Annotated in this window: 21 protein-coding genes and 1 pseudogene; 10 read left to right on the top strand and 12 right to left on the bottom strand. The window is 71.7% G+C overall.

The genetic code is table 11. The features are described from left to right. Positions 1–3: 3 nt before the first annotated feature. On the bottom strand, positions 4–945 hold the full coding sequence (locus WMF33_RS29410) for a hypothetical protein (protein WP_437331738.1): 942 nt from the start codon (positions 943–945) through the stop codon (positions 4–6). A 1814-nt stretch (positions 946–2759) separates the two neighbouring features. Between WMF33_RS29410 and WMF33_RS29415 the strand changes: the two genes are divergently transcribed. From WMF33_RS29415 to WMF33_RS29435, 5 genes are all read left to right on the top strand, one after another. Further along, complete coding sequence (locus WMF33_RS29415) at positions 2760–3017, top strand: hypothetical protein (RefSeq protein WP_437331739.1); 258 nt, start codon at positions 2760–2762, stop codon at positions 3015–3017. A gap of 65 nt (positions 3018–3082) precedes the next feature. After that, positions 3083–4372 carry a hypothetical protein gene (locus tag WMF33_RS29420; protein ID WP_437331740.1) on the top strand — a complete coding sequence of 430 codons (1290 nt, stop codon included), beginning with the start codon at positions 3083–3085 and terminating at the stop codon, positions 4370–4372. Next, positions 4369–5079, top strand: coding sequence for a hypothetical protein (locus WMF33_RS29425; protein ID WP_437331741.1), 711 nt, complete (start codon positions 4369–4371; stop codon positions 5077–5079). Before WMF33_RS29420 ends, WMF33_RS29425 begins: the two co-directional genes overlap by 4 nt. A 79-nt stretch (positions 5080–5158) precedes the next feature. Beyond that, complete coding sequence (locus tag WMF33_RS29430) at positions 5159–6421, top strand: DUF6688 family protein (protein ID WP_437331742.1); 1263 nt, start codon at positions 5159–5161, stop codon at positions 6419–6421. A 76-nt stretch (positions 6422–6497) separates the two neighbouring features. Then, positions 6498–7403 (top strand): hypothetical protein, encoded by a 906-nt coding sequence (locus tag WMF33_RS29435; RefSeq protein ID WP_437331743.1) that lies wholly within the window; start codon positions 6498–6500, stop codon positions 7401–7403. A gap of 78 nt (positions 7404–7481) precedes the next feature. Here the strand turns inward: WMF33_RS29435 and WMF33_RS29440 are convergent, their stop codons facing one another. Continuing rightward, the gene (locus WMF33_RS29440) at positions 7482–8630 is read right to left on the bottom strand and encodes a hypothetical protein (RefSeq protein ID WP_437331744.1); all 1149 of its coding nucleotides are present in this window, start codon (positions 8628–8630) and stop codon (positions 7482–7484) included. 197 nt (positions 8631–8827) lie between these two features. Here WMF33_RS29440 and WMF33_RS29445 point away from each other — a divergent pair. Continuing rightward, positions 8828–8884 (top strand): annotated as a pseudogene (locus WMF33_RS29445) (hypothetical protein); the annotation flags it as partial. A gap of 21 nt (positions 8885–8905) precedes the next feature. Here the strand turns inward: WMF33_RS29445 and WMF33_RS29450 are convergent. Next, entirely contained in the window at positions 8906–9682 is a 777-nt protein-coding gene (locus tag WMF33_RS29450; protein ID WP_437331745.1) for a glucose 1-dehydrogenase, read from the bottom strand. Between the two features lie 263 nt (positions 9683–9945). Here WMF33_RS29450 and WMF33_RS29455 point away from each other — a divergent pair, with 263 nt between their 5' ends. Further along, positions 9946–10893: a GlxA family transcriptional regulator gene (locus WMF33_RS29455; protein ID WP_437331746.1), complete on the top strand. Its 948-nt coding sequence runs from the start codon at positions 9946–9948 to the stop codon at positions 10891–10893. A 31-nt stretch (positions 10894–10924) separates the two neighbouring features. Here the strand turns inward: WMF33_RS29455 and WMF33_RS29460 are convergent, their stop codons facing one another. Together WMF33_RS29460 and WMF33_RS29465 are read right to left on the bottom strand one after the other, a co-directional pair. Further along, entirely contained in the window at positions 10925–12373 is a 1449-nt protein-coding gene (locus WMF33_RS29460) for a phospholipase D-like domain-containing protein (RefSeq protein ID WP_437331747.1), read from the bottom strand. Between the two features lie 203 nt (positions 12374–12576). Beyond that, positions 12577–13677: a Gfo/Idh/MocA family protein gene (locus WMF33_RS29465; protein ID WP_437331748.1), complete on the bottom strand. Its 1101-nt coding sequence runs from the start codon at positions 13675–13677 to the stop codon at positions 12577–12579. A gap of 100 nt (positions 13678–13777) precedes the next feature. On the opposite strand from WMF33_RS29465, the gene WMF33_RS29470 reads away from it, so the two are divergent. Next, positions 13778–14557: a TetR/AcrR family transcriptional regulator gene (locus WMF33_RS29470; RefSeq protein WP_437331749.1), complete on the top strand. Its 780-nt coding sequence runs from the start codon at positions 13778–13780 to the stop codon at positions 14555–14557. A gap of 174 nt (positions 14558–14731) precedes the next feature. Here the strand turns inward: WMF33_RS29470 and sigJ are convergent, their stop codons facing one another. Next, positions 14732–15613 (bottom strand): RNA polymerase sigma factor SigJ, encoded by an 882-nt coding sequence (sigJ, locus tag WMF33_RS29475; protein ID WP_437331750.1) that lies wholly within the window; start codon positions 15611–15613, stop codon positions 14732–14734. Between the two features lie 93 nt (positions 15614–15706). On the opposite strand from sigJ, the gene WMF33_RS29480 reads away from it, so the two are divergent. Beyond that, a complete protein-coding gene (locus tag WMF33_RS29480; protein ID WP_437331751.1) occupies positions 15707–16450 on the top strand; it encodes an SDR family oxidoreductase in 744 nt (247 codons plus the stop codon). 221 nt (positions 16451–16671) lie between these two features. Here the strand turns inward: WMF33_RS29480 and WMF33_RS29485 are convergent, their stop codons facing one another. Next, positions 16672–17250, bottom strand: a complete 579-nt coding sequence (locus tag WMF33_RS29485; RefSeq protein WP_437339533.1) for a TetR/AcrR family transcriptional regulator — start codon at positions 17248–17250, stop codon at positions 16672–16674. A 96-nt stretch (positions 17251–17346) separates the two neighbouring features. Between WMF33_RS29485 and WMF33_RS29490 the strand changes: the two genes are divergently transcribed. Further along, on the top strand, positions 17347–18303 hold the full coding sequence (locus tag WMF33_RS29490; protein WP_437331752.1) for an NADP-dependent oxidoreductase: 957 nt from the start codon (positions 17347–17349) through the stop codon (positions 18301–18303). A gap of 217 nt (positions 18304–18520) precedes the next feature. Here the strand turns inward: WMF33_RS29490 and WMF33_RS29495 are convergent, their stop codons facing one another. The 5 genes from WMF33_RS29495 to WMF33_RS29515 form a co-directional block, all read right to left on the bottom strand. Then, on the bottom strand, positions 18521–19333 hold the full coding sequence (locus WMF33_RS29495) for an alpha/beta hydrolase (protein WP_437331753.1): 813 nt from the start codon (positions 19331–19333) through the stop codon (positions 18521–18523). Positions 19334–20209: 876 nt separating this feature from the next. Next, entirely contained in the window at positions 20210–21508 is a 1299-nt protein-coding gene (locus WMF33_RS29500) for a hypothetical protein (protein ID WP_437331754.1), read from the bottom strand. Between the two features lie 662 nt (positions 21509–22170). Next, positions 22171–24081, bottom strand: coding sequence for an aldo/keto reductase (locus tag WMF33_RS29505; protein WP_437331755.1), 1911 nt, complete (start codon positions 24079–24081; stop codon positions 22171–22173). Between the two features lie 130 nt (positions 24082–24211). After that, positions 24212–24526, bottom strand: a complete 315-nt coding sequence (locus WMF33_RS29510; RefSeq protein ID WP_437331756.1) for a hypothetical protein — start codon at positions 24524–24526, stop codon at positions 24212–24214. 319 nt (positions 24527–24845) lie between these two features. Beyond that, complete coding sequence (locus WMF33_RS29515) at positions 24846–25754, bottom strand: AraC family transcriptional regulator N-terminal domain-containing protein (RefSeq protein WP_437331757.1); 909 nt, start codon at positions 25752–25754, stop codon at positions 24846–24848. Positions 25755–25820: the final 66 nt, after the last annotated feature.

Raw genomic sequence — 25820 nt, forward strand, 5'->3', positions numbered from 1 at the left:
GGTTCAGGATGGGCACATGGGCTCCGCGAGCCAGCGGACCAGCGCCTCGCCCTCGAGATCGAGCAACGCATCCTCGACCTCGCCCGGACCGATCGCGCGGGCTCGCTCGACGATCGACCGCTCTTCCTCGTCCGTCGGCCGTCGCCCGATCCGCCGCGCGAAGAGACGACCGAGCAGCGCGACGGTCGCCTTCTCCTCTCCTCGTTGCTCTCCTCGTTGCTCGGCTCGTCGCTCGGCCTCGATGATCATCTCCCCGATGATCGGCGTGCGCCGGAGCAGCCCCTCTTCCTTGTCCTCCACCATGGCGATGAGCTCCTTCAGCAGAGTATGCCCCCAGGGATTGATGGTCGCCATCACCAGGAGCGCCGTGTACAGCTCGGCCCGCTCCTCCGCGCCCTTCGCCCCCGCGTGGATCTCCGCGACCACCTCCCGCAGCGCCGCCGCGGTCGCGTTACGTGCAAGCGGCGCAAATACCAGCCAGAGCACGCTGCCGCGCGCACGCAGCTCGGAGACCGTGCGCTGGTAGACGGCGTCGATACGGAAATGCGCGCCGCTGAACGGCCGCCCCGGCCAGGCGATGCGGCGCTTTCCGGCTTTCGGCAAGCGCCGCCTGCGCCCCGAGAGGACCACGGCGACGCTCTCGATCGGCGGCACCGGCTCGCCGGGGGCGTCGAGACGGAGCGCGGCGAAGAGGAAGCCGAGGTATTCGAAGATGCGATCCGGAACGTCGTCGCGGAGCGAGAAGCAGAACTCGACGTGCAGCACCCGCGGCTCACCGCCGATCCGAAGGCGCAAAGCCTTGTCGAGGCGGCGCTCGATGTTCGTGACCTGGCTGTCGACCCAACCGAGGACCTCGACGGGACGGCTCTCGGCGACGAACGGGCGCACCAGATCCTCGGGGCGCCGTCGGGCGAGGTGGCGCAACGTGATGTCGGCATCTCCCATGCGCGGCGCCCATGGCAGATCGCGTACCAGGGATTCAGGCGGCTGAATGCGAGGGATTCCGGGGGAGGTGTGCCGTCGGGCGGGTGGCGGCGCCATGGCGGGTGACCGCTTCGTGCCTCACAGGCAGCGCGTCGAGGAGCCAGGCAGCTGGCGGCGGCGCCCCCTCCTCATCCCTGCGCGCTGCGCCCCATTGGGGAAGAGCGCCGGCCGTCGTGGCTCGGAGACCCCGGCACGGGCGGCGGGTCGCCGGGGGACGGCGGCAGGCCCCCCGGGGCGGCGGGAACGGCCCCCGGCTCGGAAGGCGAGCGCCCCGCGGGGAATGCGCAGGGCGAGGCGGGGGATGGCTCGGACGAGCCGGGGGATGAGACCGGCGAGGTGGGGGACGAGGTGGAGCGAGGCGGGGACGAGATGGAGCGAGGCGGGGGCGAGGTGGAGCGAGGCGGGGACGAGATGGAGCGAGGCGGGGGCGACAGCGCAGGAGGCGGGGAGGCGAGCGCGGAAGGTGAGGCAGCGCGCGAGCGGCAACGCGGCCGGGGAGAACGGAAGGGCTGGGCGAGTCGAGGAGAGGGCGTGATTGACGCTTGGGGGATCTGGTCTCTCCGCCTCTGAAAGGCGGCGGCCCCATCGAAGCAACTGCTCGCGCATCCGGGGCATCACCCCGTCCATGGACTCTCCGCCGCTGAACGGCGGCGACCCCATTGAAGCGGGCTCCGGGAGCTATAGAGCCGCTGCGCTACCTGACGCTCCGCCGCTGAAAGGCGGCGGCCGCATTGGAGCAATGCAGGTCTTCGCGCTCACCCTGGCGACGATCCCACTCTCCGCCATCCTCTCGAACCCGAGCTCGCGCCGGCGCGCCGCTTGGTCTTTTACTCCTCGGCCGACACCCAGGGCCACGTCCACCCGCTCCGCTTCGCGGCCCGCCCGGCTTTGCCCATCGCGCCGAACCCGGCCTCATCGGCCCGACCGCATGGAACGAGTGGATCATCGGGCCCGACTCCATCGATAGGTTCATCGCCGACGTCCGGGGCTATGCGGGGGCCGGCGCCGCGATGTACCGCTTCGGTCCTCCATCGGAGACGCAGGCGGCGAGCGAGCGTTGGCTCTGGGGGACAGCCACGTACGGCGAAGCGCTCGGGACGGCGACGAGCGATCCGGCGTGGTGGCTGCAAATCATCCTCGGGCTCGCCCCGCTGGCTGGAGGAGGAGGAGGATCGCGCGTGGCTGCCGGCGCGGCTCCCGAGCTCTCCGCCGGTACGCGGGCCGTCGCCAGCGAGGTGGCGCCTGGCGCGGTGCGACCTCCCTTCGTCCCTCGGGTGATCCAGGGAGGAGGCAGCCGCGCGCCCGTCGTGGGCACCGGCGCCCGAGCCACCCGGGCTGCGCGGGCGAGCGCCTTCGACCGTGGCGCTGCGCGCCAGCTCGCTCCCGAAGCAGCGTCCACGCCGAGCCCGCTCCGCGCCGTGCCCGATGTCGAGGTCGTTCCGGCCCCCGCCGCGTCCCCGGCGACGGCCCCCGCCACGTCCCCGGCGACGGCCCCCGCTGCCGCGCCCGCCGTGGGGCCGCGCATCGCGGGGACCTTGGGCGCGCTCGGCGCCCAGGCAGCGCGCGGACGCCCGGCTTCACCGCCTTTGGCCGCAGCGCCGCCGGCGACGAGCCCTCAGCCGCAACCTGCGCCCGATCCGGCCGAGGAGCGGCGACGTCGCCGGTGTCCTTCGGGGAGCATACCCATCAACTGGCCTCCTCCGGTCTGGGCGACACTCGGGCACGGCGATAGCGGCTCCACCAGCACGACGTACAACCGGCCGACGAGCCGCACCGTGACCAAGGTCCCTTCGCCCGAGCGCAACCGCACCATCATCGGAGAATATGTTAGGGAGAACTGGCCCGCCCTCCGCCGTTACTACGAGAACGGAACGCAAGGAGCGATTCACCACAAATGGCCGCTTTATCTCGGTGGGCCGGACCGGAAGACGAATTTCGTGTTTCTCCTGTTCAGCGAGCACACGGCGTGGCACAGCCTCCTCACGACGCAGACCACCGGCCCGGTCGGCACGGTATACTGCATCGTCAACTGAGCTGTTCACGAGCAAGAGCGACACGGCCCTGCGCGCCGCGCGGGGGGACGAGCAAGGAGCTTCGAGTGGGGCGTTCTCGTTGGGACGAACAGGCCGGCTCCGCCGTGGAGGCGTGGACCGATAGCGTGCTCGGCGCGAATCTTCCGCCGGACGAGCGGCGCCGGGCCGCGCGCAGGTTCTCCTCGATCGCCCGCCAGTTCGTGATGGGGGGTCCCGACGCGCTGAAGGCGCTCGAGAGGCGCCTCTCCCGGAGCAGCGGCGACGCGCGCACGGCCATCGCCAGGCTCCTCGCCGCGATTCCGGACACGCGGGCAGCGTCACTCCTCCTCCACGCCTATCGCCCTTCGCAGCGGCGGGAGATCGATCCGGAGCCGCTCGCGTACCTGGGCATCGCCGCGCCCCTCCCCCGCGAAGCCTGGGACGACTGGGCCCTCGCGGAGCCGGCCGCGCACGGTCCGCTCCTCCGCGCGCTCCTCCGCCTCCCGACGCCCGAGGGGGATGCGCTGCTCGCGCGCATCCTCGCCGACGGCGACCTCGAGACGGTGCGCGCTGCGCTGTACGCGGCCGAGCGATGGATGGCGCGCGACGCGCTCCAGAAGATCGCCGATGGCCCCTCGAGGAGGCACGCCGATCGGCCTGCGTGGACATCGGTCGATCTGCGCGTGGACGCCGCCTTTCTCCTGGGCCTCCGCGGCGACGAGGCCGGCGCGCGACGCCTGGTGGAGCTCGCCGATCCGGCGCGCGGCGTGGAAGGCGCCCACGCCTGCGTGCGTCTCGCGTGGCTCGGCCTCGCCAGCGCGGTGCCACGCACGGCGAAGCTGCTCTCGAGCCCCGACGCGTTCGCCGCCGGGCTCGCGCTCGACGCGGCAGCCGCCCTCCGCTCCGCCGCGCTCGTCGAACCGCTGCTCGCTCTGGCGAGCAGCCCCGACGCGCCGGTCGCCATCGACGGTGCGTCGCTCGCCGACGACGCCCTCCGCGTCGTTTCCGGCATCGTCGGTGCACCGAGCGAGGAATGGGCCCATGCAGGAGCCCCCTGCGATGTCTCCGTCGAAGCCTACCGGACGCGAGCGCGCGCCTTGGATCCCGAGCTCCGATACCGGGCAGGAGAACCGCTCACCCTCCATCATCTCGTGCACGATCTCGTGAGCCCGCACGCCGGTCCCCAGCGCGCTGCCGCGGCCAGCCTGCGCGCGGCGACCGGCGAAGACCATGGATATCGTCCGGACGACGACCTGATCGCCAACCATCCGGCCATCGAGGCGTGGAGCGCGAGGGCGGAGGGCCCCGCTCCGGCGCCGCCGGGCGGCTGGGGCTGGCAAGGGCGCGCCGCGCCAGGCCCGGGCGCGGTGCAATGACATTTCCGCTCGAAGCCGTGGTCCTGTTCCCGAGGACGCCGCCGCCCGCCCCGGAGCTCCGTGAGGAGCTGTCCTGCGCGATGGATTCATCGGGGCGCGAGCGCGGCGAATCCATCGAAGTCTGGACGCTGCCGGTCGAGCCGCCATGGCGGCCGGCGCCCGAGGAGCCCGGCGCGAGCGCGCTGCTGCTCCACTGCAGGGCGAGCTGGGAGCCTCCGCCATGGGCGCGCCCCGCGGTGTATCGACGAGCGCTCGGGATCCTCGCGGAGGCCGGCGCGCTCGCGGTCTGGCTTCCTGCCGCCATGAAATGGCTCCGCGCGCCCCCCCTGCGGGGGCTCGGCGTCGAGCTCGTCTCTCGCGACGTCATGAGGGACACGCTGCTTACGCGGCACGTCGTCATCGCCGGTGACGAGATCTGGATCCACACGCACGGCATGGCTCATTTCGCGCTCCCGGATCTCGAGTGCAGGGTCTCGCGCAGCGAGGGAGACGACGGCGAGCGGCTCGTCGATGGAGCCATCGATTACCTCCTCGATGGCGGAGATGCCCTCTCCGTGGGGACGGTGAGCGAGGTCTACGAGGGCGTGGACGCGATCCGTTTCGGTGTGGCCGAGGCCGAGTCGCGAGCCGATCATGCCTACGGCGTATTCGGCGCCTGGACGCTCCAGGTCATGGCGTTTCCTGGACGGGCGGCCATGGAACGCTAGCTGCCCGCGGACGCGTCGGAGCTGCGGACGGATTGGCGGATGGATCTCTCGCGGCCTTCGCCATTACCATGATGGCCCCATGTCGCAAGAGCCGCCGCCCGGGCCGCCCGAGCCCACGCCCAAGCAGCCGTTCTCCCTCGCGGACGGCGCCATCGCCGCCCTCGTGGCCACCGGCTACGGCGTGCCCCCGCTCGCGGCGCTGCTCTTCGGCGCGACCGTGCTGGGACGACTCGGCGGCGCCCTCGTCCTCGCCGTCGCGCTCGGCATCGCGGGGTGGCTCGCCCTCACCGTGTGGACCTACCGCGCCATCCGCCGCCGCGGCCGCCGCCCCTTCCAGATCGCCTCCGAGGTGCTCGCGCTCGTCCTCCTGCCCGCCTGGGGCTTGGCCTACAGCCACGACGCGAACCACGCGTGCGAAGTGCAGGCGTGCGACGCCGGCACCACCGCGTTCCGGCCCCTCGCCGAGCCCGAGGTCTACGGCCTCCTCGCCCTGCACGCCCTCACCGCCCTCGCTTACGCCGTCTCGCGGCGCCGGCCCGCAGCGCTCCCCGGCCCCGCGGAGCTCGCCATCCATGCGGCCCTGCTCCTCGGCCTCGCCCTGCACGCCCTCCTCGCCGTGCACTTCGGCCCCTGGGTCCTCGCCGGCCTGCTCGTGCCGCCGCTCTTCCTCCCCTGCGTCGCTCCGGTCATCACCATCGCCCTCTACGCCGTCGAGCTCCGCGCCCGCCTCGTGCGGCGCGGCGTCGAGGCCAGCGCCCCCGCCCCGCTCGCCGGCGCGGACGCCGCCTACCGCGCCGGACCGCCCCAGGTCCCGCTCCCGCCGCCGCCCGCCATCCACCGGCCGACCCTCTGGCGCGCCCTCGCCGCCTCCCCGGTCCTCCTCGGGATCCACGCCGTCGTCCACGCCGCCTGGCTGGGACATCCCTCGGCCGCGCTCCAGGTCTTCACCCGCACCTGCGGATACACCCTCTCGCAGCTCCCGATCGTCGAGCTCCCCGGCGACTGCCATTACCTGTGCACCGTCGCGGCGCGCGGCCACGCCTGGCTGGTGCGCCCCATCCGGCTCGGGCGGCGGGGCGGCACGCCGATCCTCGTCAATCGCCAGCTCGCGATCGCCAACGCCTTCGAGGACCTCCTGCACGAGCGCTGGCCGCGCTTCGGACGCGCGGCGCGCCGGCTCTACGACCGGCTGGGGCTGCCCGTGAGCCGGTACATCCGCGCCGCCTGGGCCGCCGATCTCGTCTACCTCGCGATGAAGCCCCTGGAATGGGCGTTCTACCTGGCGCTCCTGCTGCTCGACAGGCGCGCCCCCGAGGCGAGGATCGACCGCATGTACCGCTGATCGCCGGGCCGCCGCTGCCGCCGCCGGGCGGCGCTTCGCGCACGGGTGCAGCGGCGAGCTCGACGAGGTCGGCATCGTGCTCCCCTCGAGCATCGCCGGCACGCCGCGAGACGACTTCGGTTATTTCAACGTGAGCTCGGCGCTCGACGTGAGCCCGGCGCGGGAGATCCGCCTCGATACCATGGACGTTCATCGACCCAGATTGAATCGCGCCGGAGCCTCCTCGGCGGCTCGCTCGACGAAGATCCGGCGCAGCTTCTTGCACATGGTCTGCGGCGCCGGCGCCTTGCTCGGCGGCGTGCTGCACGGCTGCGGCGGCGATGGGAGCGACCCCAGCGGGATCGGGCTCGAGGACTTCGTCAGGGTGGAGTCGGAGCTCCACTGCCGCCTCTCCTATGAATGCTGCTCTCCGGCTGCCCTCGACAACCCCTTCCTCGCGACGTCGAAGGAGACCTGCGTGCAGTTCAGGTACGGCATCCAGCAGGCGCGCCTGCTGCCGACCCTGCGCGCGTCCGTCGCGGCGGGGCGCGCCGTCTATCACCCCGACAGGATGCGCGCCTGCGTCGATCGGCTGAACGGCGCCGGGTGCGCCGCGACCGACGCCGACTGGCTCTGCCTCTTCGACGTGTTCGAGGGGCAGGTGCCGCTCGGGGGAGAGTGCACCGTCGAGCACGATTGCGAGAACTGGCACTGCGTCAAGCCGGACTCCGATGCCGAGGTGGGCACCTGCGCGCCGTGGTCGCCCGACGGCGCGGCGTGCGAGACGTTCGTCGACTGCGACAGCGGCCGGTGCGACATCTTCGGGACCGAGACGTGCGGGCCGCGGCTCCCGGAAGGGAGCGACTGCGTCCTGGGCCCGGACTGCGAGACGTACAACTGCCTCGAGGACACGGGAACATGCGGGCCGCCGCTCGACGACAACGGCTGTCCCGTCGACGGGCTGCTGCTCGACAACAAGACGCCGGCGGGCGGCTGGTACTGATCGCGCCGCGCGCGGCGCGCGGAGCATGACGCTGATCGAGGCGCTTCGCCGCGCGGCGCGCTGGAATCCGTCGTCAGCTCACCAGCCGGGGTCCAGCGGCGGCTCGACCGGAGCGAAGTCGCTCACGTTCTCGAGATCGAGATTGCCCGCGCCGCCGTGCCGAAAGCAGGCGGTCGATCCGTCGGCGCGCACGGCGCACAGCACGTTATAGCCGCCCTCCGCAAACACGTACCGCGCGGGAGGGACCGGCATGTCCCGACCGTCGTACCGCTTGCAGACGAGGGCATCCTGCTCGTCGATGGCACAGACGACGCCGACCGTCGCGGCGATCGATCGATAGCGTCCCGGTGGGAACGCGGGCAGGTCCGGCCCCACGTCCAAGTTGCCGACGTTATCGGCGGGTGGCCTGTGACACGAGATGGTGCCGTCCGTCCGGAGGCCGCAGAAGATGCCAAGGCTCATCGCGAGCTCCGCGAAGTCGTTGCCGGGCGGCGGCGTAGCGACGACCGACAAGACGGTGCCGTCCGCTCGAACGGCGGCGTACATACCCTCCCACGCGCAGTACACGCGCGAAAATGGCCCGCCTTCCACGGATCGGGTGCGCGTGGAGGGGCCGTCCGGCTCGCGCGGATTGTAGAGGAACATCTCGAACGCGCCATCGGACTGGAGCGAGCAAACCCCGACGTCGCCCCCCATGTTCGTCTGACGAAAGGAGACGACGCGCGAAGGGCTCTCCGGAATCGTGAACTCGGCCGCCCGCAAGCGGCCATCCTCGGTGAGCCCGATGAGCCCGTGCCGCGTGAGCTGGACGCGCCGGTAGATCTCGTCGGGCAGCGGCGGGGCAGCGACCGCGTCGCTCGACTCCGACGATCCCCAGCAGCGATACGCGCCGTTCGCCTTGGTGACGCAGTAGCTCCCGATGTCGTCATCCACGGCCACCGTTCGTGCGCACACGAAGTCCGTCTCGATCCAGGCGCCATCCTCCGTGCACGTCTCGCGGCGGAAGCTCGCGTTACAGCGCGCTTCACCGGCCGAGCACGCGCCGGAGGAGGCGTTCGGCCCGCCGCCGTGACCGCCCGAGCCCGCCTGCGTTCCCGAGCTCGACGGATCGTCAGGCCCGGCCGCCGCCGAGCCATCGTGCTCCAGGATCGTCGTTCCCCCGCATCCCCAGGTCGCCAGGAGCAGTGCGCTCGCCCAGCGCCCCGCCGTTCTCCGCAAGCTCGCCATGGCCGAAGAATAACCAAAGCGCATCCGGGCGGCTCCAGAAAACGCGCTGTGCCCGACCGCGCGGTCGCGCGGGTCGAATCCGTGTCAGGGACCTGATTCGCGCTCCATTTGATTATTCCGACGCAACAGCATCGAACGTCAAGGGCCCTATGTCGTGGGCGCGATCGGGCAACGATTTGACGTAGCGCGCTCCCGGCGATCTCGCGCGCATGAAGCAGCTCGTTGCGCAGGCCGAGCAGCACCTCTCGCAGAGCGCCGAGATCCAGAACGTGGGGTCAGCGGGCGCCGTGCACGGGCGCGCCGAACGGGGCGCCGGTCATGCCGCCGTCGACCACGATCTCGGCCCCGGTGACGTTGGACGACTCGTCGCTCGCCAGGAACAGCACCACCGCGGCGACCTCTCTCGCGTCGCCCATCCGGCGCAGCGGGATCGCCGTGGCGAGGCGCTCCTCGAGCGCGGACGCCGCCGCGGCGTCGGGCGCGACGTCCGACCAGATCGGCGTGCGGTGGGCGCCTGGCGTCACCTGATTGACGCGGATGCCGCGCGGCGCGAGCTCGGCGGCCAGGACGCGCGTCATCGAGCGAACGGCGCCCTTCGTCGCCGCGTACGCCGACCGGCCCGGCATGCCCATCACGGCGTGCACCGAGCCGTTCAGGATGACCGACGCCTTGTCGTTCAGGTGCGGCGCGGCCGCCTGGACGGTGAAGAACGCGCCCGTGAGGTTCGTCCTGACGATGCGCTCGAACGCGTCGAGGCTCGTCTCGCCGAGCGGGGTCGCGCCGCTGATACCGGCGTTGGCGAACACGATATCGAGCTTGCCGAACGCCTCCACCGCCCGGACGACCGCTCGCTCGATCGACGGGACGTCCTGCACGTCGGCCCGGATCGCCAGGAGGTGCTCGCCCAGCTCGGCCGCCGCAGCGTCGAGCGTCTTCTGGCTGCGGCCGGTGATCGCCACCCTCGCCCCCTCGGCGATGAACGCGCGCGCCGTCGCCAGCCCGATGCCGCTGTTGCCGCCGGTGATGAATGCCGTCTTTCCCTTCAGTCGCATGGTGATCTCCAGGTCAACGAGGTCTCTTGCTCTCGGCCCCACCGGCGACGGAGCTCCGCGCCGTCACCGGGGAGGGTCGCCGCTCTCACGCCGCCGCGCCGGCGCCGAAGCGCGCCGCCGGCTCGCGATGATTCATGTTCGCCCTCCACGAGAGCCGGCGGTGTTGCCGGCCCACGGAGGAGAACATAACCTGCGGCCAGCATGTCCGACATGTCGAAGATGCAACGTTTCAGGACATTCGCGTCGTCGCGGACGGGTGAGCCATGAGGACCATCGGACTGATCGTTTACCCCGGCTTCTCCGCGATGAGCCTCGCGGTGACGACCGTGTTCGAGACGGCCAACCGTCACGTGGGGACGCCGGAGTACAAGCTCACGCTGCTGTCGGAGCGGGGCGGGCCGGTGGCGACCTCGATCGGGGTCGAGATCCAGACGGCGCCCTTCGGGCGCCGCGCGTTCGACACGCTGCTCGTCGCCGGCAACGCCGAGGGCTCGCCGGGCCCGCCGGGCGTGGCGCGCTACCTTCGCGCCGCCGCCCGGCGGACGCGCAGGATCGCCGGCATGTGCACCGGCGCCTTCGCCCTGGCCGAGGCCGGGCTGCTGGACGGCCGGCGCGCGACCACGCACTGGTACTTCGCGCACAGCTTGCAGCGGAAGCACCCGAGCGTCGCGGTCGACGACGATCGCATCTTCATCGCCGACGGCCCGATCTGGACCTCGGCCGGCATGAGCGCCGGGATCGACCTCGCGCTGGCGCTGGTGGAGGCGGATCTCGGCGTCGATGTCGCCCGGATGGTGGCGAGGAAGCTCGTCGTCTATCACCGGCGCGCCGGCGGGCAGTCGCAGTTCTCGGCCTTGCTCGACCTCGACGCGAAGTCGGACCGCGTCCAGACCGCGCTGGCCTACGCGCGGGAGCACCTGAGCGCGGACCTGTCCGTCGAGCAGCTGGCGCGCGCCGCGCACCTGAGCCCCCGCCAGTTCAGCCGCGTGTTCCGCGAAGAGACCGGGCAGTCGCCGGCCAAGGCCGTCGAGCGGCTGCGCGTCGAGGCCGCGCGGCTGATGATGGAGTCCGGCCGGTTCTCGGTCGACGAGGTCGCACGCGAGAACGGCTTCGGCAACCGCGAGCGCCTGCGGCGATCGTTCGTCCGGGCCTTCGGGCAGCCGCCGCAGGCGCTCCGCCGCGCGGCCGGGCAGCTCGACGGCCGTGCCTGAGCCGGCGGCGGGCGAGGCGGGCGCGACCGCGTCACGGCGGGCGCGGCGAGGACTCCGGAGCCTCGCCCCTGCGGGCGAGGGTGACGTACCGGAGGAGCAGGCTGATCGCGGACCAGAGCGCGAGCACGGCGAGCGGCCAGGCGAGCAGGCGCGGAAAGTACAGGGCGACCGCGGCGCCGCCGAGGAGCAAGAGCGCCCCGCCGAGCAGGATCGCGCCCTCGGCCGCGCCGAGGACACGGCGGTTGGTCATCGCCGCGCCCACGGTGTTGGCGAGGCGCAGGGCGCCCGCGGCGGAGCGCCCGGTCCCGGCCCCCTGCGGGCGGCGCCGCCTGTCGTGGACCGCGCGGCGCCGCGCGTGGAGGACGATCTCGGTCGCGCCGCGGAGATCTTCCTCGTACTGCGCCTGCATGCGCCCGGCGAACTCCTCATCCTCGATCGCCACGTCGATCTCGCAGTTTTCCAGCCAGCTCGCGATATTGAGGTTGCTCGACCCCACGCGCGCCCAGCGGCCGTCGGCGACCGCGGTCTTCGCGTGGAGCATCGAGCCGTTCCACTCGTAGACGCGCACGCCGGCCTCGAGCAGCGGGCGATAGCCGGCCCGCGACAGCCTGCCGATGGCCGGAACGTCGCTCGTGCCCGGGACGAGCAGGCGCACGTCCACGCCGTCGCGCGCCGCTGCGGTCAGCGCCTGGACGTACGGCGCGATGCCGACGAAGTACGCGTCCGTCAGCCAGAGCGTCCTCTGCGCCAGCGCGGCGACCATCTGATCGAGCCGGTAGAGCCCGGTGGTGCTCGGCAGCTTCGCCACCACGCGCAGGTCCACGGGGCCGACCGCCGGCGGAACGTCGGTGAGGACGGGCAGGTCGGCGGGGAGGCCTCCGCCGAGGGTCGCCCAGTTGTCGGCGAACGCCTCGGCGAGCGCGCGCACCGCCGGCCCCCGCACGGCGATGCCGGTGTCGCGCCACGGCGGTACGCCGCGCGCCGCGTCGCCGAGCCATCTGCCGCTGACGCAGACGCCGGAGACGAAGCCGACCTCGGCGTCGACGACGAGCAGCTTGCGATGATCGCGCGCCACCCAGCCGAACGGGCTGGTGAAGCTGAAAGGGTTGTAGGTGCGGACCTCCCCGCCCGCCGCGCGCAGCGGGCTCCAGAAGTGGTCCGTCGACGCGCACAGGCACCCGAACCAGTCGCGGATCACGCTGACGTGGACGCCCGCCGCGGCGCGCTCCGCGAGCGCGTCGCGGAACTCGCGCGCCAGCGCGTCGCCGTCGAAGATGTAGTTCTCGAACAGGATCGAGGTGCGCGCGGCCCGGATCGCGGCGAGCCATGCGTCGAAGTTCGCTCGCCCGTCGATCAGCAGATCGACCCTGTTGCCGCCGATGAGCGGCGCGCCGGCGACCCGGCTGAAGGTCTGCCGTGCGACGGCGCGCAGCGGCGCGTTCGACGGGGGGATGCGCGCGGGGACGCGAGCGGCGGTCATGGCACACGTTCAATGCCAGAGTTTTCGTGCCCCGTCGCGCGCCGCGTCGACGGTGGCGGGGGTTGCCTGGCGAGCGCGGCCCGAACGACTGGCGAGGCGTCTCGACGGCGGCCGAGGTGACGGTCGCGCCGCCGTACACCTGGCGCCCTTGAGGCCGCGGGCCGCCGTCGACCGCCGCTCCGTCGCGGCGTGGCGCGGCGCGCTCAGCCCTTCCAGGCGACGCGCTTCCCCGCGGCGGAGGCCTCGGCGATCGTGTCGACGAGCCGGTGGAGCTTCAGCGCGTCGCGGAACGTCGGCGCGACCGAGGTGCCCTCCGCGAGGTCCCTGGCGAAGGCCGCATACAGCTGCGCGATCTGGTGCGCGTCGTCGGACAGGCCGGCTCGGGGGATCCAGGACAGGCGCTCGGGCGTCGGGATCGGCTGGAGCGGCTGCCCGTCGCCGCGGGCGCCCGAGAGGCTCAGATCGTGGGACAGGGCGAGATCGCCCTCGGTGCCCGTGAAGGTGCACTTCAGGATGGGACCATTGCGCTTCGAGGTCTCGAAATGGCCGGACACGACCGCTCCGCCCACGAGGGTCCCTGAGAGGAGCGCCTGGTCGGGCGCCGTCACCGGCACGACCTCGCCCGTCTCGATCACCGTGGCCTCGTCGAACTGGCGGGCGACGAGGCTGGACAGGCTCTCGAGCTCGCCGACCGCGGAGAGCACCGTGTCGAGGAAGTGCGCGGCGACGATCGTGAGCACGTGGGCGCCGTTCTTCGCGTCGGCCGCATACGCGTCGGCGCGCGGCCGCCGCGCGGCGGCCATCGGCAGCGCGACGTGCATCGTCACCGAGCGCAGCCGGCCCACGTAGCCCTCGGCGATCAGCTCGCGCAGGTGGAGCACGCTCGGCGCGAGGCGCCGCTGGAGCCCGATCGCCGTGCGGATGCCGGCGGCCTCGGCGGCCCCGGCGAGCTCGGTGGCCTCGGCGAGCGAGACGCCGAGCGGCCACTCGCACAAGATGTCCTTCTTCGCGGCGACGGCGGCGCGGACGGGCCGCGCGTGCTCGGGGGCGCGGACCGAGACGACGACGAGATCGACGTCGGGGTGCTCGATGAGCGGCTCGGCGCGGTCGAACGCGTGGCGCGCCCCGAAGCGGCGCGCGGCCTCGTCGGCGCTCGCCTGCCTCGTGGTGCTCACCGCCGTGAGCTCGTACGCGTCGCCGAGCGCCGCCAGCGCCGGCAGGTGCGTCGCCACGGCCCAGCCGCGGTCCGGGCTCGCCCCGATGATCCCCACGCGAATCTTCTTCGATCCTCTGATTCCGCTCATGGTCGCTCCTCGATGGGCCGCTCCGGCCGAACCGGAGGGGCGCTCCGCTATAATCGGAGGGTTGCTCCGGTTAACATACGGAGGGATCCTCCGTTTTGCAATGCCCTCCGCGCGATCGACCCCGACCCCCCCGTCCGCCGGCGCGAGCGCGCCGTCTTCTGCCGGCGCGAGCGCGTCGTCTTCTGCCGGCGCGAGCGAGCCGCAACGCCCGCTCCGCGCGGACGCGCGGCGCAACCGCGAGCGGCTCCTCGTCGCCGCCGACGCGGTGTTCACGGAGCGCGGCGCCGACGCCTCGCTGGAGGACATCGCCCGGCGCGCCGGCGTCGGGATCGGCACGCTCTACCGGCATTTCCCCACGCGCGAGGCGCTGCTCGCCGCGACCGTCGAGGATCAGCTGCACGCGCTCGCGCGGAAGACGCAGGCGCTCGCGGGGTCGGCGCCGCCGGGCGACGCGCTCTCGGAGTTCATCGCGGCGTTCGTCGCGCACGCGAGCACCTACCGCGGCCTGGCGACCTCGCTCGGCGTCGCGTTCCACGGCGGCTCGCCGGCGTGCTGCGCGGCCTCGGCGGCGGCTTCCCACCTGCTCTCGCTCGCCCAGGCAGCAGGAGAGATACGGCGCGACATCGACCTGGACGACATCGTGAGCCTGGTGACGGCCATCGCGCTCGCCGCGCAGCAGCCGCCCGAGGGCCCGGCGCGCGCGCAGCGCCTCCTGGCGACCTTCCTCGCGGGGCTCCGGGCGCCCTCCGCGCCGCCGCAGGCGCCTGCCTCGCCCAAGCGGGCGCGCAAGGGCGCTCCAGCGCCTGCCGCCGGCCGAGGCGGCGCTGCGGCGTCATCGGGCAGCAGCGGTGAGCGCCGGCGCGCCGTCAGGCGGCGATAGTTCCGCTTGCCAGAAGTCCGGCCAGGGATCCGGAGAGAGAGTTCAACGCAAAGGCGCAAAGGCGCAAAGACAAAAAAAAAGATTTGTAGTTTTGCGCCTTTGCGTCTTTGCGTTTATTTCTCTTCGCTCGCGAGGCAGGTCCCTGGCGCGAGCTCTGATCCGCGGTACTAGACACTAGAAGGTCGCGAGCTTTTCGGGGTTCATCATCCAGTAGATGCGCTCGATGCCCTCGGCGGACGCGTCGATGGCCGCGAACGCCACCGCGACGCCGTCCCGGCGGATGAGCACGGACGGCTGGCCGTTCGTCTCCAGCCACGTGACGGTGGTGCCCGGCCAGAAACGGCTCGCGAAGCCAGCGACGAGCTTCGCGACGCGCTCGCGGCCGTGCACCGGGACGCGGGCCGCCATCCGCACGCGTCCGTTGCTGTCCGTGATCGACGCGATGTCGGCCGCGAAGAGGCGCTCGAGCGCGGAGAGGTCCCCCTTCTGCGCGGCGGCGATGAAGCCCTCGAGGAGGCGCCGCTGCTGCTCGACGCCGACCGCGGCGCGACGCTCGCCAGCGAGGTGCTTCCGCGCGCGGACGAGCCGCTGGCGCACGTTCGCCTCGCCGAGGTCGAGGATCCCGGCGATCTCCTCGTACGGGTAGTCGAACACCTCGCGGAGCACGTACACCGCGCGCTCCGTGGGCGAGAGCTTCTCGAGGAGCACGAGCACGGCCAGGGCGAGGCCCTCCTGCGTCTCGGCGCCGAGCTCCGCGCTGGGGCTCGTGTCGATCGGCTCGGGCAGCCAGGGCCCGACGTACGCCTCGCGGCGGACGCGCGCGGACTGGGCCACGTTGATCGCCAGGCGCGTGGTGGCGGTCACCAGGAACCCCGTCGGCTCCTGCACGGTCGCCCGATCGGTCGCCTGCCAGCGGACCCAGGTATCTTGCACGACGTCATCCGCCTCGGCCCGGCTGCCCAGGATCCGATACGCGATGCCGAGGAGCCGGGGCCGGAGCGCGAAGAACGGGTCGGCCGCAGGCTGCGGGCCTTCGGGGACGCGGGGCGCCGTCACTTTTCTTGCTCCGACCTGTCACAAGGCGGCGGGCTGTCCGGTCCTCCCCGCAACGGAGCATCCGGTCGGGATGCACGAACCAGGAGAATCGTCATGAAGGTCGTCGTGTTCGGGGGTAGCGGGCTCATTGGGAAGAAGCTGGTCGGGATCCTTCGCGAGAAGGGCCACGAGGTTACACCGGCGTCGCCCTCCACGGGCGTCGACATCTTGACCGGCGCCGGCGTCGCCGAGGCGATCCGCGGCGCCGAGGTCGTCGTGGACGTCGTCAACGCGCCCTCGTTCGAGGCCGATGCCGCGATGAGCTTCTTCCAGAGGGCGGCCGGCGTGATCCTGCCCGCCGAGGCCGCCGCGGGCGTCCGCCATCACGTCGCGCTCTCCATCGTGGGGGTCGACCGCCTGCCGACGAGCGATTACATGCGCGCGAAGGTGGCGCAGGAGGCGGCGATCCGCGCGGCAGGGGTGCCGTACACGATCGTGCGCGCGACGCAGTTCTTCGAGTTCGTCAACGCGATCGTCGACGCTGCGACCAAGGGCGATACGGCCACGCTGACGCCCGCCCTCCTCCAGCCGATCGCGGCCGACGACGTGGCGGCCGCGCTGGCAGCCATCGCGGAGGAGCCGCCCAGGAACGGCATGATCGAGCTCGCCGGCCCCGAGCCGCTCGGCCTCGACGAGCTCGGCCGCCGGTGGCTCGCGGCGAAGAAGGACCCGCGCAAGGTCGTCTCGGACGCCGCAGCCGAGTATTTCGGCGCGCAGCTCGACGACCGCTCGCTCACCCCCGGCCCGGCCCCGCGCCTCGGAGCCCTCCGCTTCGACGCGTGGCTCGCGCGCGCGTGAGCGACCGATCGCGGCATCCGGCGTCACCGGCGAGCTCCGCGTGTCAGAAATCCCGCCAGAAAGACCGGCCGTTGACGAGCGGTCGCCGGAAACAGCAGCAGTCTTGCTAGCTTTCGAGCATCGCAACGAGGGCTGTCTTGTGCGCCCACGCTGCGATCGATGTGAGTTCGCGCGGACCCCCATTGGACTTCTTGTTCTCCCAGCAGGCAGCAGCGTTGCTATTACCGGCGGACTGGAGGCCGCAGTCCATCCATGAGGAGGTCCAACAGGCGACTGGCAAGAGCTCCTCGCTGGGGCTTGGGGGCCACCGTGAAGATGCCGATGAGACTCGCGGCGATGTCTTCGGCGGTGACGTCTCGGCGGAGGTCATCCACCGCGCGGCCGGCGTCGAGGATCGTGGTGATGGCCGCGAGCAGCTCGATTCGGGTCTGGTCGTGGGCGATCTCGCCTGTCTCGATCATCGCCAGCAGTGTGTCGAGCATGCCGTTCTTGGTCGCGATCCAGTCGCCGAACAGGTCCATCCAGCGCCGCATCGCCACGGCCGGCGGCAGTTGGTCGAGCAGCGCGCGGGCGCCGGTCGTCAGCCGCACGACCTGGCTCCGGTAGACCGCATCGACCAGCGACTCTCTGGTGGGGAAGTGCCGGTAGAGCGTGGCGATGCCGACCCCGGCCTCGCGGGCGATCGCACGCATCGACGGCTCGGTGTCAGCCGACGCGAACACGCGGGTCGCCACCGCGAGCAACTGATCGCGGTTACGGGTTGCGTCCGCCCGTGGTGCGCGGTTCTCCGCCTCAGTCAAAACGGAGCGCGCTCCGTTTTTTGTGTTGCGGTCATCCATGGAAACGGAGCATAGTCCGTTTCAGTGCGTTCCGTCGTTCCAAGGGGACAGGAGAGCATGCAAAAACTGAGCGATCAGCCATCGACGAGCAGGAGCCGGGCGGTCCGGCTCGATTCCTTTGGCGGCCCCGAAGTTCTGGAGATCCGTGAGGTTCCAGCTCCGCAGGCCGGACCGGGACAGGTCCGTGTTCGGGTCACCGCGGCCGGGCTGAACCCGATGGACTGGTTCATGACCGCTGATGCGGACACCGCCGCCCGGTTCGGCTTGAGCCTGCCGGCCGGGTTCGGGACCGACTACGCGGGAGTCGTCGACCAGGTCGGTGACGGGGTGACCGGCTTCGCACCTGGCGACCGGGTGTTCGGCGGCGCCCTGTCCCGCGCGGTCGCCGACTTCGTGGTGGTCGACCCGACCGGGGGCATCGCGGCGAACGAGGCCCATCACACCCCCGACGGCGTCGACGACCGCACCGCCGCCACCCTCACGATCGCCGGACGCACGGCATCCGCCGCCCTGGCCGTGGTCGAGCTTGGGCCGGACGACACCGTGCTGATCGGCGGCGCGGCGGGCGGAGTCGGGGTATTCGTCGTCCAGATGGCCCGGATCGCAGGGGCGCGCGTGATCGGGACGGGATCGGCGACATCGGCCGATTTCCTGCGCGCTCTCGGAGCCGAGCCGGTCGCCTACGGCGGCGGCCTGGCGGACCGGGTCCGTGCCGTCGCTCCCCGCGGTATCACCGCTGCGATCGACCTTCATGGAACGGAGACAGCGCACGCCGCGAGGGCACTCGGCGTCCCTGACACGCGCATCACGACCATCGCCGCCCAGGTCGACGGGATCACACCAGCCAACGGCGCCAACGCCGCCCCCGGCGCCCTGGAAAAGCTCGCTGGCCTGATTGCGACCGGCCGACTGCGGGTACCCATCGCCGCGAGCTTCCCGGTCGAGCAAATCCGCGCCGCGGTCGAGCTCCAGGCCGGCCGGCACGTGAAGGGCAAGGTCGTCATCGACCTCTAGGAAAACGGCCTGCCGCATGTCGCCGGACGTGCGTTGCACGACGGTCACCGCGCGAGCTGCCAGAAGCCGGTCGCCTGAGGGCCTGCCGCGAGCGGCGAACACGAATCGGCAATCGACGGGCGCACTAAGCCGTCCTGAGGAGGCCGGTCCCAGCCTTTTCGGCGAATGATCTCCAGGCTGTCATGGTTTTGCCCGTTGCCGAATCAGGGTCGGCTATTTAGGTCAGGAGGTGGAACCTCAAGAACTCCACCATCCTCCGCACCACCTCGCGCGACGCCTCGCTCTCGTCGAGGATGTCGAACGCGTGCGGACCCGTCGGGTGGTTCACGACCGTGACTGGCAGGTTGCGCGAAAGCGCCCCGGTCACGAAGCGATCGATCGTCTCGTTCAGCTGGGTCCGGTCCTGCCCCGCCCTAGCGATGAACAGCGGCAGATCCCGCGGGAGATCGTCGACCGACCTGCCCGCGCACGGGTTGGCGAACCCGAACTGCGCGGCCGCCTGCGCGACGGCGGTGGACTCCCCGGCGTCGAGCATCAGGCCATACGCGAGGACGGCGGCCCTGAACGGCCCGCTCGCGCCCTCCATCAGCGCGGCCAGCGCCCTCGGCACGTTGCCGGAGCCGGCCCACACGCCGAGGCGGCCCTCGTCGATCCCGAGCGACGACGCATTCTGCCGGACATGCCGGAGCAGCGCGTCGAGATCGGCCACCGGATCCCGGTTCGTGTAGGTGATGGCCACGAGGCCCGACGCGGCGAGCAGCCGGCCCCACGAGGTGTACTGCCCGACCTCCTTGAACTTGCAGCCGAACACCGCCTCGAGGCCCGGATCCGGATACCCCGACACGAAGACCACCGCGGGCCTCCGCTCTCCGCCCTTCGATCCCGGCGGAGCATAGATATCCATCGTCAGCGCCCCCGCCTCCGTCCCCCGGTACGGCACGTCCTTGTGGACGACCACCGCGTCCATGCCCGGCACCTGGTGAACCACCGTCTTCGCTGCCATCTCGTTGCGCTGCGTCTCTTTGCTCATCTCGATCCTTCCTCGTTCGTATCGCCTCGTTCGGATCACGGTCCGGTATCGCGCCATCGATCCGGCCAGGCACCCTCATGCGAGCCGCCCTCCGCGCGCCGCACTCCAGCGCGCCGCGGCCGCGCTCGTCGCACCGGCCGGGCAGGCCGCGCCGCGGGCCAGCCGCACGTCACGGGAACCGCCACGCCGCACGCCTCCTGGTCGCCTTGGCTTCCGCCGCTCGCATCTCGGCGCCGCGCCGCTCGTCGCGTCTCGCCGCCGCCGCTCGCCGCCGGACCGCCGGCCGACGCGGCGCCCGACCGTCCGATAGCGCCGCGGGAGGCGCCGGCTATACTACCTTCGCGGGCCCCGCCGCCTCCCGCCGAGCCCGCCCCGCGGCCGCCCGCGCCGGGCCGAGCCGCTGGCGATCGGCGGCGAGTTCGTTGACTCACGGCTGTAAGCAAGCTCATGCGAGCTCTCAGATAACACGGGGAGCCGAGATGCGCATGGGAGATGTCATCGGCGTGCCGTGGGGCACAAGTGTCCGTCCGGGCGTTGGTCTGGCCCGGGAGGCGCGTCGCGAGACGCTATAGTCGATGGCCCCGTACAGCGTCTCCACGTTGTCGCGCACGATCTCGTAGAGCGTCGTCTTCTCGGGGCGACGGCGCTCGTAGACGACGCCCGTGGTGCGAGCCGCGCTGGCCGCACGGCGCCGACACCGCACGCGCACGCCACGCGGTGACGGCGCGTTTTTGCCGCGAATTTCGACAACCCGCCGGGCTATCCCCCATGGCGGCGCCATGGCGGAGCGACGGGCCGAGGGGCGGCGGGCCGCGACGCTCGCTGCCGCGGCGACGACCGGTCGATAGCGATATCCCCCTCCCGCCTCCGCTCCCGTCAGGGCATCGGGTACACGAGCGAGAGCCCGGCGACGCACATCTCGTCGAACGTGCTCCCCTCGCCGTAGGTCACGTCGATCGTCGAGACCATATTCGCCTCCTTGAGCGCCTTGACCACGTACGGGTTCTCCGTCGAGTTATTGTACGTGCACCGGATATGGAGCACATCGCCCGGCTCGAGCGTCGGGAGCGTCTCGATGGGCGCGTCGTACGAGTACGAGCGCTGCCAGCCGAACTCCCACTTCGGCGCGTGCGCCAGGCACTCCTCCTCGGGTTGATCGGGTGAGCCGTTCGCCCGCGTGACCGTCACCTTCTCGTCGAAGCCCAGGTAGTGCATGTGCAGGAACTGGCCATAGATGCGCGTGCCCGGCGGGAACGGCATCTGCTCCGCTCCGGGCGAGTCCGGGGCCGGGACCGTGAGCTGCTCCGTCTCCACGTGGCTCTTGCTGTCCGCGGGGATCAGGAACTCGACGCCGTCCTTGTCGCCCGGCCCGGGGAGCAGCCCGAAGCCAAACTCGTTGACCGGATCGTCGAAGTTGCCGATCAGGTGGTACAGGAAGCCGTACTTCGGCTTCTCTTTGGTGAGCCTGAGCTGGATGCGCGTCAGGTCCGGGTCGGCCGTCGTGCCGGCGGGGTGGTAATGAATCTGCATCACGATGAGCGACCCCTTCGGGATCAGCTGACCCACCCCCTCGGGCAGATCGACCGGGTCGGTGCCGGGAGCCCAGGCTGTGAGCATCTGGAGCGATCCCATGTCCACGTCCAAGCCCATCGGGACGTCGCCGGCGCCACACGGAAAGCTCCCGTCGGGGCCGGCTTGGCTCGCGGACGTCCCCTCCGGATCGATGGAGATGATCCCATGGTGAACGACCTTGTGGTTGCCGGGCACCATCTGTACACCATTGAGGTACTGGTCCTCGGTGAGCCCGGGATCGATGACGAAGCAGCGGAACTCGTCCTGCTCACCGGAGGTGACGTAGGGCTCGTTCGGATGAACCTCGAGGGTCATGCCCGGCAGCTCGGGGCTCTTCGGCACGAACGAGGCGGGCGCGTCCTTCGGATCACCCTTGGGGGCGCCGGCCTTGCTCCAGGCCTCCAGCGTGCTGATCTCCTCGTCGGAGAGGCGGATGTCGCCCTTCCACGCGTGACGGGTCGAGCACTCGTCCGTGTCGCGCACGGCGAAGGGCGGCATCGTGCCCGCCTTTGTCGACTGGACCATGAGCGCCGCGACAGCCTTGGCGTCGTCGTACGCGGTAAGGCTGAAGGGCGCGATGTTGCCCTCGGAGTGGCAGCTCATGCAGCTCCTCTGCAGGATGGGCTCGACGTCCTTGTGGAACGTGGGGGTGCTCCCGGCAGCCTGGGGCTCCGTGGGCTCGTCGCCCCCGGAGCAGCCGGTGAACGCGGCGACGGCTGGCAGGGCGAGGGCGAGGGTCAGGGCGGACCGCGAGACTCGGGCGACGGAACGCGAACGTCTTGAAGCAGGCATGAGACCTCCGGGCAGCCGGATCCTTCACGAGCGGAGGATCCGGGCGCTTGGTAAGGAGCCGCGTTTTGCGCGACTGCGTCTCAGATATGTGTACTATGCATATAGTCGCCCCGCCCGGAGCGTCAAGAAATTTTGTGCAAAATACACCCATCGCACAAAAGAAGCTCCGCGAGCTCCACGGAGCCGCGGTCGATCCGATCGCGCTCATGAAGCAGCCGCAGCGCGATCGGGCGCTGCTCGGGGAGGCGGGGCATCTCCCTGGAACGAGCCGCCTCCGCGCTGCTGGTGGGGATCGAGCGCTTCGGGCCGGCCGACCGGCGCGGTCGAGCTTTCGGACCGCGCCGGGCGCGACTACACGACCGCGAGCCGCCAGGCCGCAAAGCTCGCGAGCCTGGGGCCGGCGCCCGGCGCGTCCGCGCGGCGCCCACCACGGGGAGCGCGCCGGGCGCCCGTTAGCTCTCCCTCGCGGGCGCTCACGCGCCCGGGAACAGCTCCTCGGCCGTCATGTACTTCGCCCCGAGCGCTTGCGCGAACTCCCGGTCGCTTTCCATATCGCCGACCATGACCAGGTGCTCTCGCGCGAGCTTGTGGCGCTGGATCAGCGCTACCCCGAGCCCCGGCAGGGGCTTGCGGCAGAAGCAGCCGACCGGAAACGCCGGGTGCGGGCAGTACACGACCTCGGCCACGGGCAGGCCGAGGAGCTCGATCGTCCGCGAGAACGCGGCCAGGACAGCCGCTTCGGTCACCGATCCTTTCGAGATGCCGCTCTGGTTCGACACGAAGAAGAGCGTGTATCCGTCGTTGACCCAGCGCTCCAGGACCGCGCGCCGACCGGGCAGGAGCTCGACGTCGTCGGGGTCGCGCGGGTAGTTTTCGCCGCTCTTCGTCCTCCGCAGCGTGCCGTCGACGTCGAGGAGCAGGCCCTTGCCCGTGAAGAGCGGATCGACGCGCCGGGCGAACGGGATCTCCTCGACCACCGAGAACCCCTCATCCGCGTGCGGCGCCTCGAAATTCGCGGCCCACCGCGAGAGCGCCTGCGGCGGCGGCAGGTTGGGATCCTCTTTGCCGAGCGCTCTCATGTCCTCCGGGCCAAGCAGCTTGCCGTAGCGCTCGAGGACGCGCAGGACGACGTTCGCGTAGGCCTCGTTGATGGGCGTGGCCAGGTACCGGCACCGGACGGGCACGCCGTGCGCGTGCGCCATCCGGAGCACCGCGTAGCGCGACGCGCGCGTGCCGTAGGTATTGTCGAGGACCACCCGCGTCTGCCCCGAGGAGAGCAGCTCCCCGAGCTTCTTGACCACGCCGTCGAGCGTGCCGCCGAGCTCATCGCGGTTCAGGCGCGCGTACCCCTTGGCCGTGTAGCGGGCGACCTCCGACGATTTGCCTGCCCCTTGGATCCCCATGACCACGACCACCTCGGGCGCGTCGCCAGGGCCCTCTCCGGGCTCGAGCTTGCGCAGGCCGGCGGGGACCACGGGGGGCGCGACCGAGGCCAGCACATCGGCCGTGGGCGCAAAGCTGGTCTTCGCGAGGTCGGCTCGATCGCGCGCGCCAAAGGGGACCCGGAGCGCGCGCAAGCAGGACTCGACGCTCTCCCGCTTCGTCGCCCCGAACAGGGGAAGAACGGGGGGGCCGAGATCGAGCAGGGCCGCGAGGGCCGCCTCCTGGGGCGTGATGCCGTGCCGCGCGGCGATGGGCTTGATCGCGCGGTTCTTGAGGAGGCTATCGACCTTGGCGTGACCGCCGAGCGGCCGGTGGGCGAGGAACGGGATGCCCATTTGCCTGGCGAGCTCGAAGAGGCCCCGGGCGGCGCTGCCGCGATCGAGGACGCTCAGCTCCTCCTGGATGGCCCGCACCGGGAAATGCCGCTCGGCCTGGCGGACCTCGGCGATGGAGGTGTTGCTGAGGCCGAGGTGCTCGATGAGGCCCTCTCTCTGGAGCTCGGCGAGAGCAGCGAGGCTCTCTTCGAGGGGGGTCCTGGGGTCGGTCACGTGGAGGAGGAGCATGAACATCCGCGAGACGCCGAGCGCCTTCAGGCTGCCCTCGACCGTGCGGCGCAGGTGGTCGCGGCCGCCGTTCGGGACCCATCGCCCTTTGGGTCGGGTGAGGCCCGCCTTGGTGATCACGCGCACGTCGTCGCGCGGGCCGGACCACGCGTCGAGCGCCTTGCGGACGAGGCGCTCTCCATAGTGGACCTCGCGGTCGGTGAGGCAGTAGGAGTCGGCGGTGTCGAGGAGGCGTATGCCTTGCTCGAGGGCAACGTGGATGACGGCGATCGCGTCGTCTTCCGAGGGGCGCCCCTCCGTGGCCAGCCGGAGCAGGCCGAGGCCGAGGGGAACGTCGAGGTGGCCTAGGACACCGTAGGGCGAGGGGGCGTGCGTCACGGAGGCGCCGACGTAACCAGGTCCGCGGCTCGACGCAAGCGCCAGCGCCGAGAGTGCAGGGGCTCGCGCGCGCGGGCGATACCCCCGCCCGGGACAAGGACGCACGATCTCTCGTTCCGCGAGGCCGACCTCAGCCGGCTGGATCGCACGAGGTGACCTCGAAGCGCCCGCACACGGCGAGGTCCGTGCTGCCGGAGCCGACGGAGAGATCCCACGAGAGGCCCGAGGGCGTGCCGACGAATGGCTCGACCGTGATCTCGCCCTCGACCTCGTCGAGCCCCCTCCTCGCGCGCGCGGTGCCCCGAGGCGTCTCGACGTCGACGACGAAGGTGCCCGGTTGACCGTCCCAATCCCCGATCCCCAGGACGAGGACGTCCTCCGTGTTCACGTTGGATGACGGCACGCAGGCCGAGGCGGCGTCCGGCCAGATCTCGACGAAGAGCACGAGCCCGCCCCCTCCGCATCTCGTCTGCGAGAAGGTCTGGCCGGGTGGAACCATCCGGCTGGGCCCTGCGTCGCCGGGCCCAGCGTCTTGGGCAGCGCCCGCGCTGCTCGAGCTGCTGCCCGAGCCATCGCTGCCCCCGGAGCCCTCGGAGCTGCCAGGCTCCGGGGGAGTGGTCACGGATCCGCCGCACCCGGCGAGCGCGGCAATGAGAAGACAAGCGCGGAGACGCATCGCCGCAGCGTACCGACCAGGACGCGCGATCACAAGCGCGCGACGCGCGCTTCGCGGCCACGCCCGAATGCCAGGCGAGGAGGTCGGACTACATGTCCTGAACGACCGCGGACGCCTGCTTCAGCGCGCGGCTATCGCGCAGCGGCGAGTTGCCGAACATGCGCGAATACTCGCGGCTGAACTGCGAGGCGCTCGTGTAGCCGACGCGGTAGGCCGAGACCTCGGCGCCCATGCCCTCTTCGACCATCAGGCGGCGCGCCTCGAGCAGGCGCAGGCGCTTCTGGTACTGCAGCGGGCTCATCGCGGTGGCCTCCTTGAACCGCTTGAAGAACGCCGCGCGGCTCATCCCCGCGGCGCGCGCGAGCGCGTCGATATCGACGTCCTCGTCGAGCGATGACTGCAGGCGATGGACCGCCTCGGCGATGCGGTGCGCCTGGCTGCCCGCGCGCACGAGCTGGCGGATCGCCGGGCCGTCGGGGCCCTTCAGCAGGTGGAACATCAGCTCCCTGGTCACGAGCGGCGCGAGCACGGCCGCGTCGTCGGGCGTCGCGAGCAGCGCGCCCAGCCGGATCGCGGCGTCGAGCATGCGGTCGCTCGCCCTGCCGATGAAGATCGCGCGCCCCGGGCGCTCGACGTCGTCCGGCCGCGCGCGGTCGAGCTGCGCCGCGACCTCGCGCAGCGCGCCCGCATCGAAGTCCAGCTTCAGGCACAGAAGCGGCTGCGCCGACGACGCGCCCACGACCCGGCTCGTCACCGGCAGGTCGATCGGGCTGACGACGTAGTGCGGCTCGCGCTCGCGATAGACCTGCCCCTCGAGCAGGATCTCCTTCGTGCCCTGCGGGACGACGCAGATCGACGCGCGCCAGTGCCGCTTCGCGCGCTGCTGCGGGCGCGAGACTTTGATGCAAGAAATTCCGGGCACCGGCGAGGCGTGCACGCCGTCGTCGGGACACCACCGTGCGATGAGGTCCTTCAGCCGTTCGCGCGCGGCGATCACCCTGGCAGCCTAGCCCCGCGTAGACGATCGGGCAAGAACTGGAGACGGCCGTGTATTTCGCGCGCG

Source organism: Sorangium sp. So ce394, from assembly GCF_051474665.1.
GTDB lineage: Bacteria > Myxococcota_A > Polyangia > Polyangiales > Polyangiaceae > Sorangium > Sorangium cellulosum_D.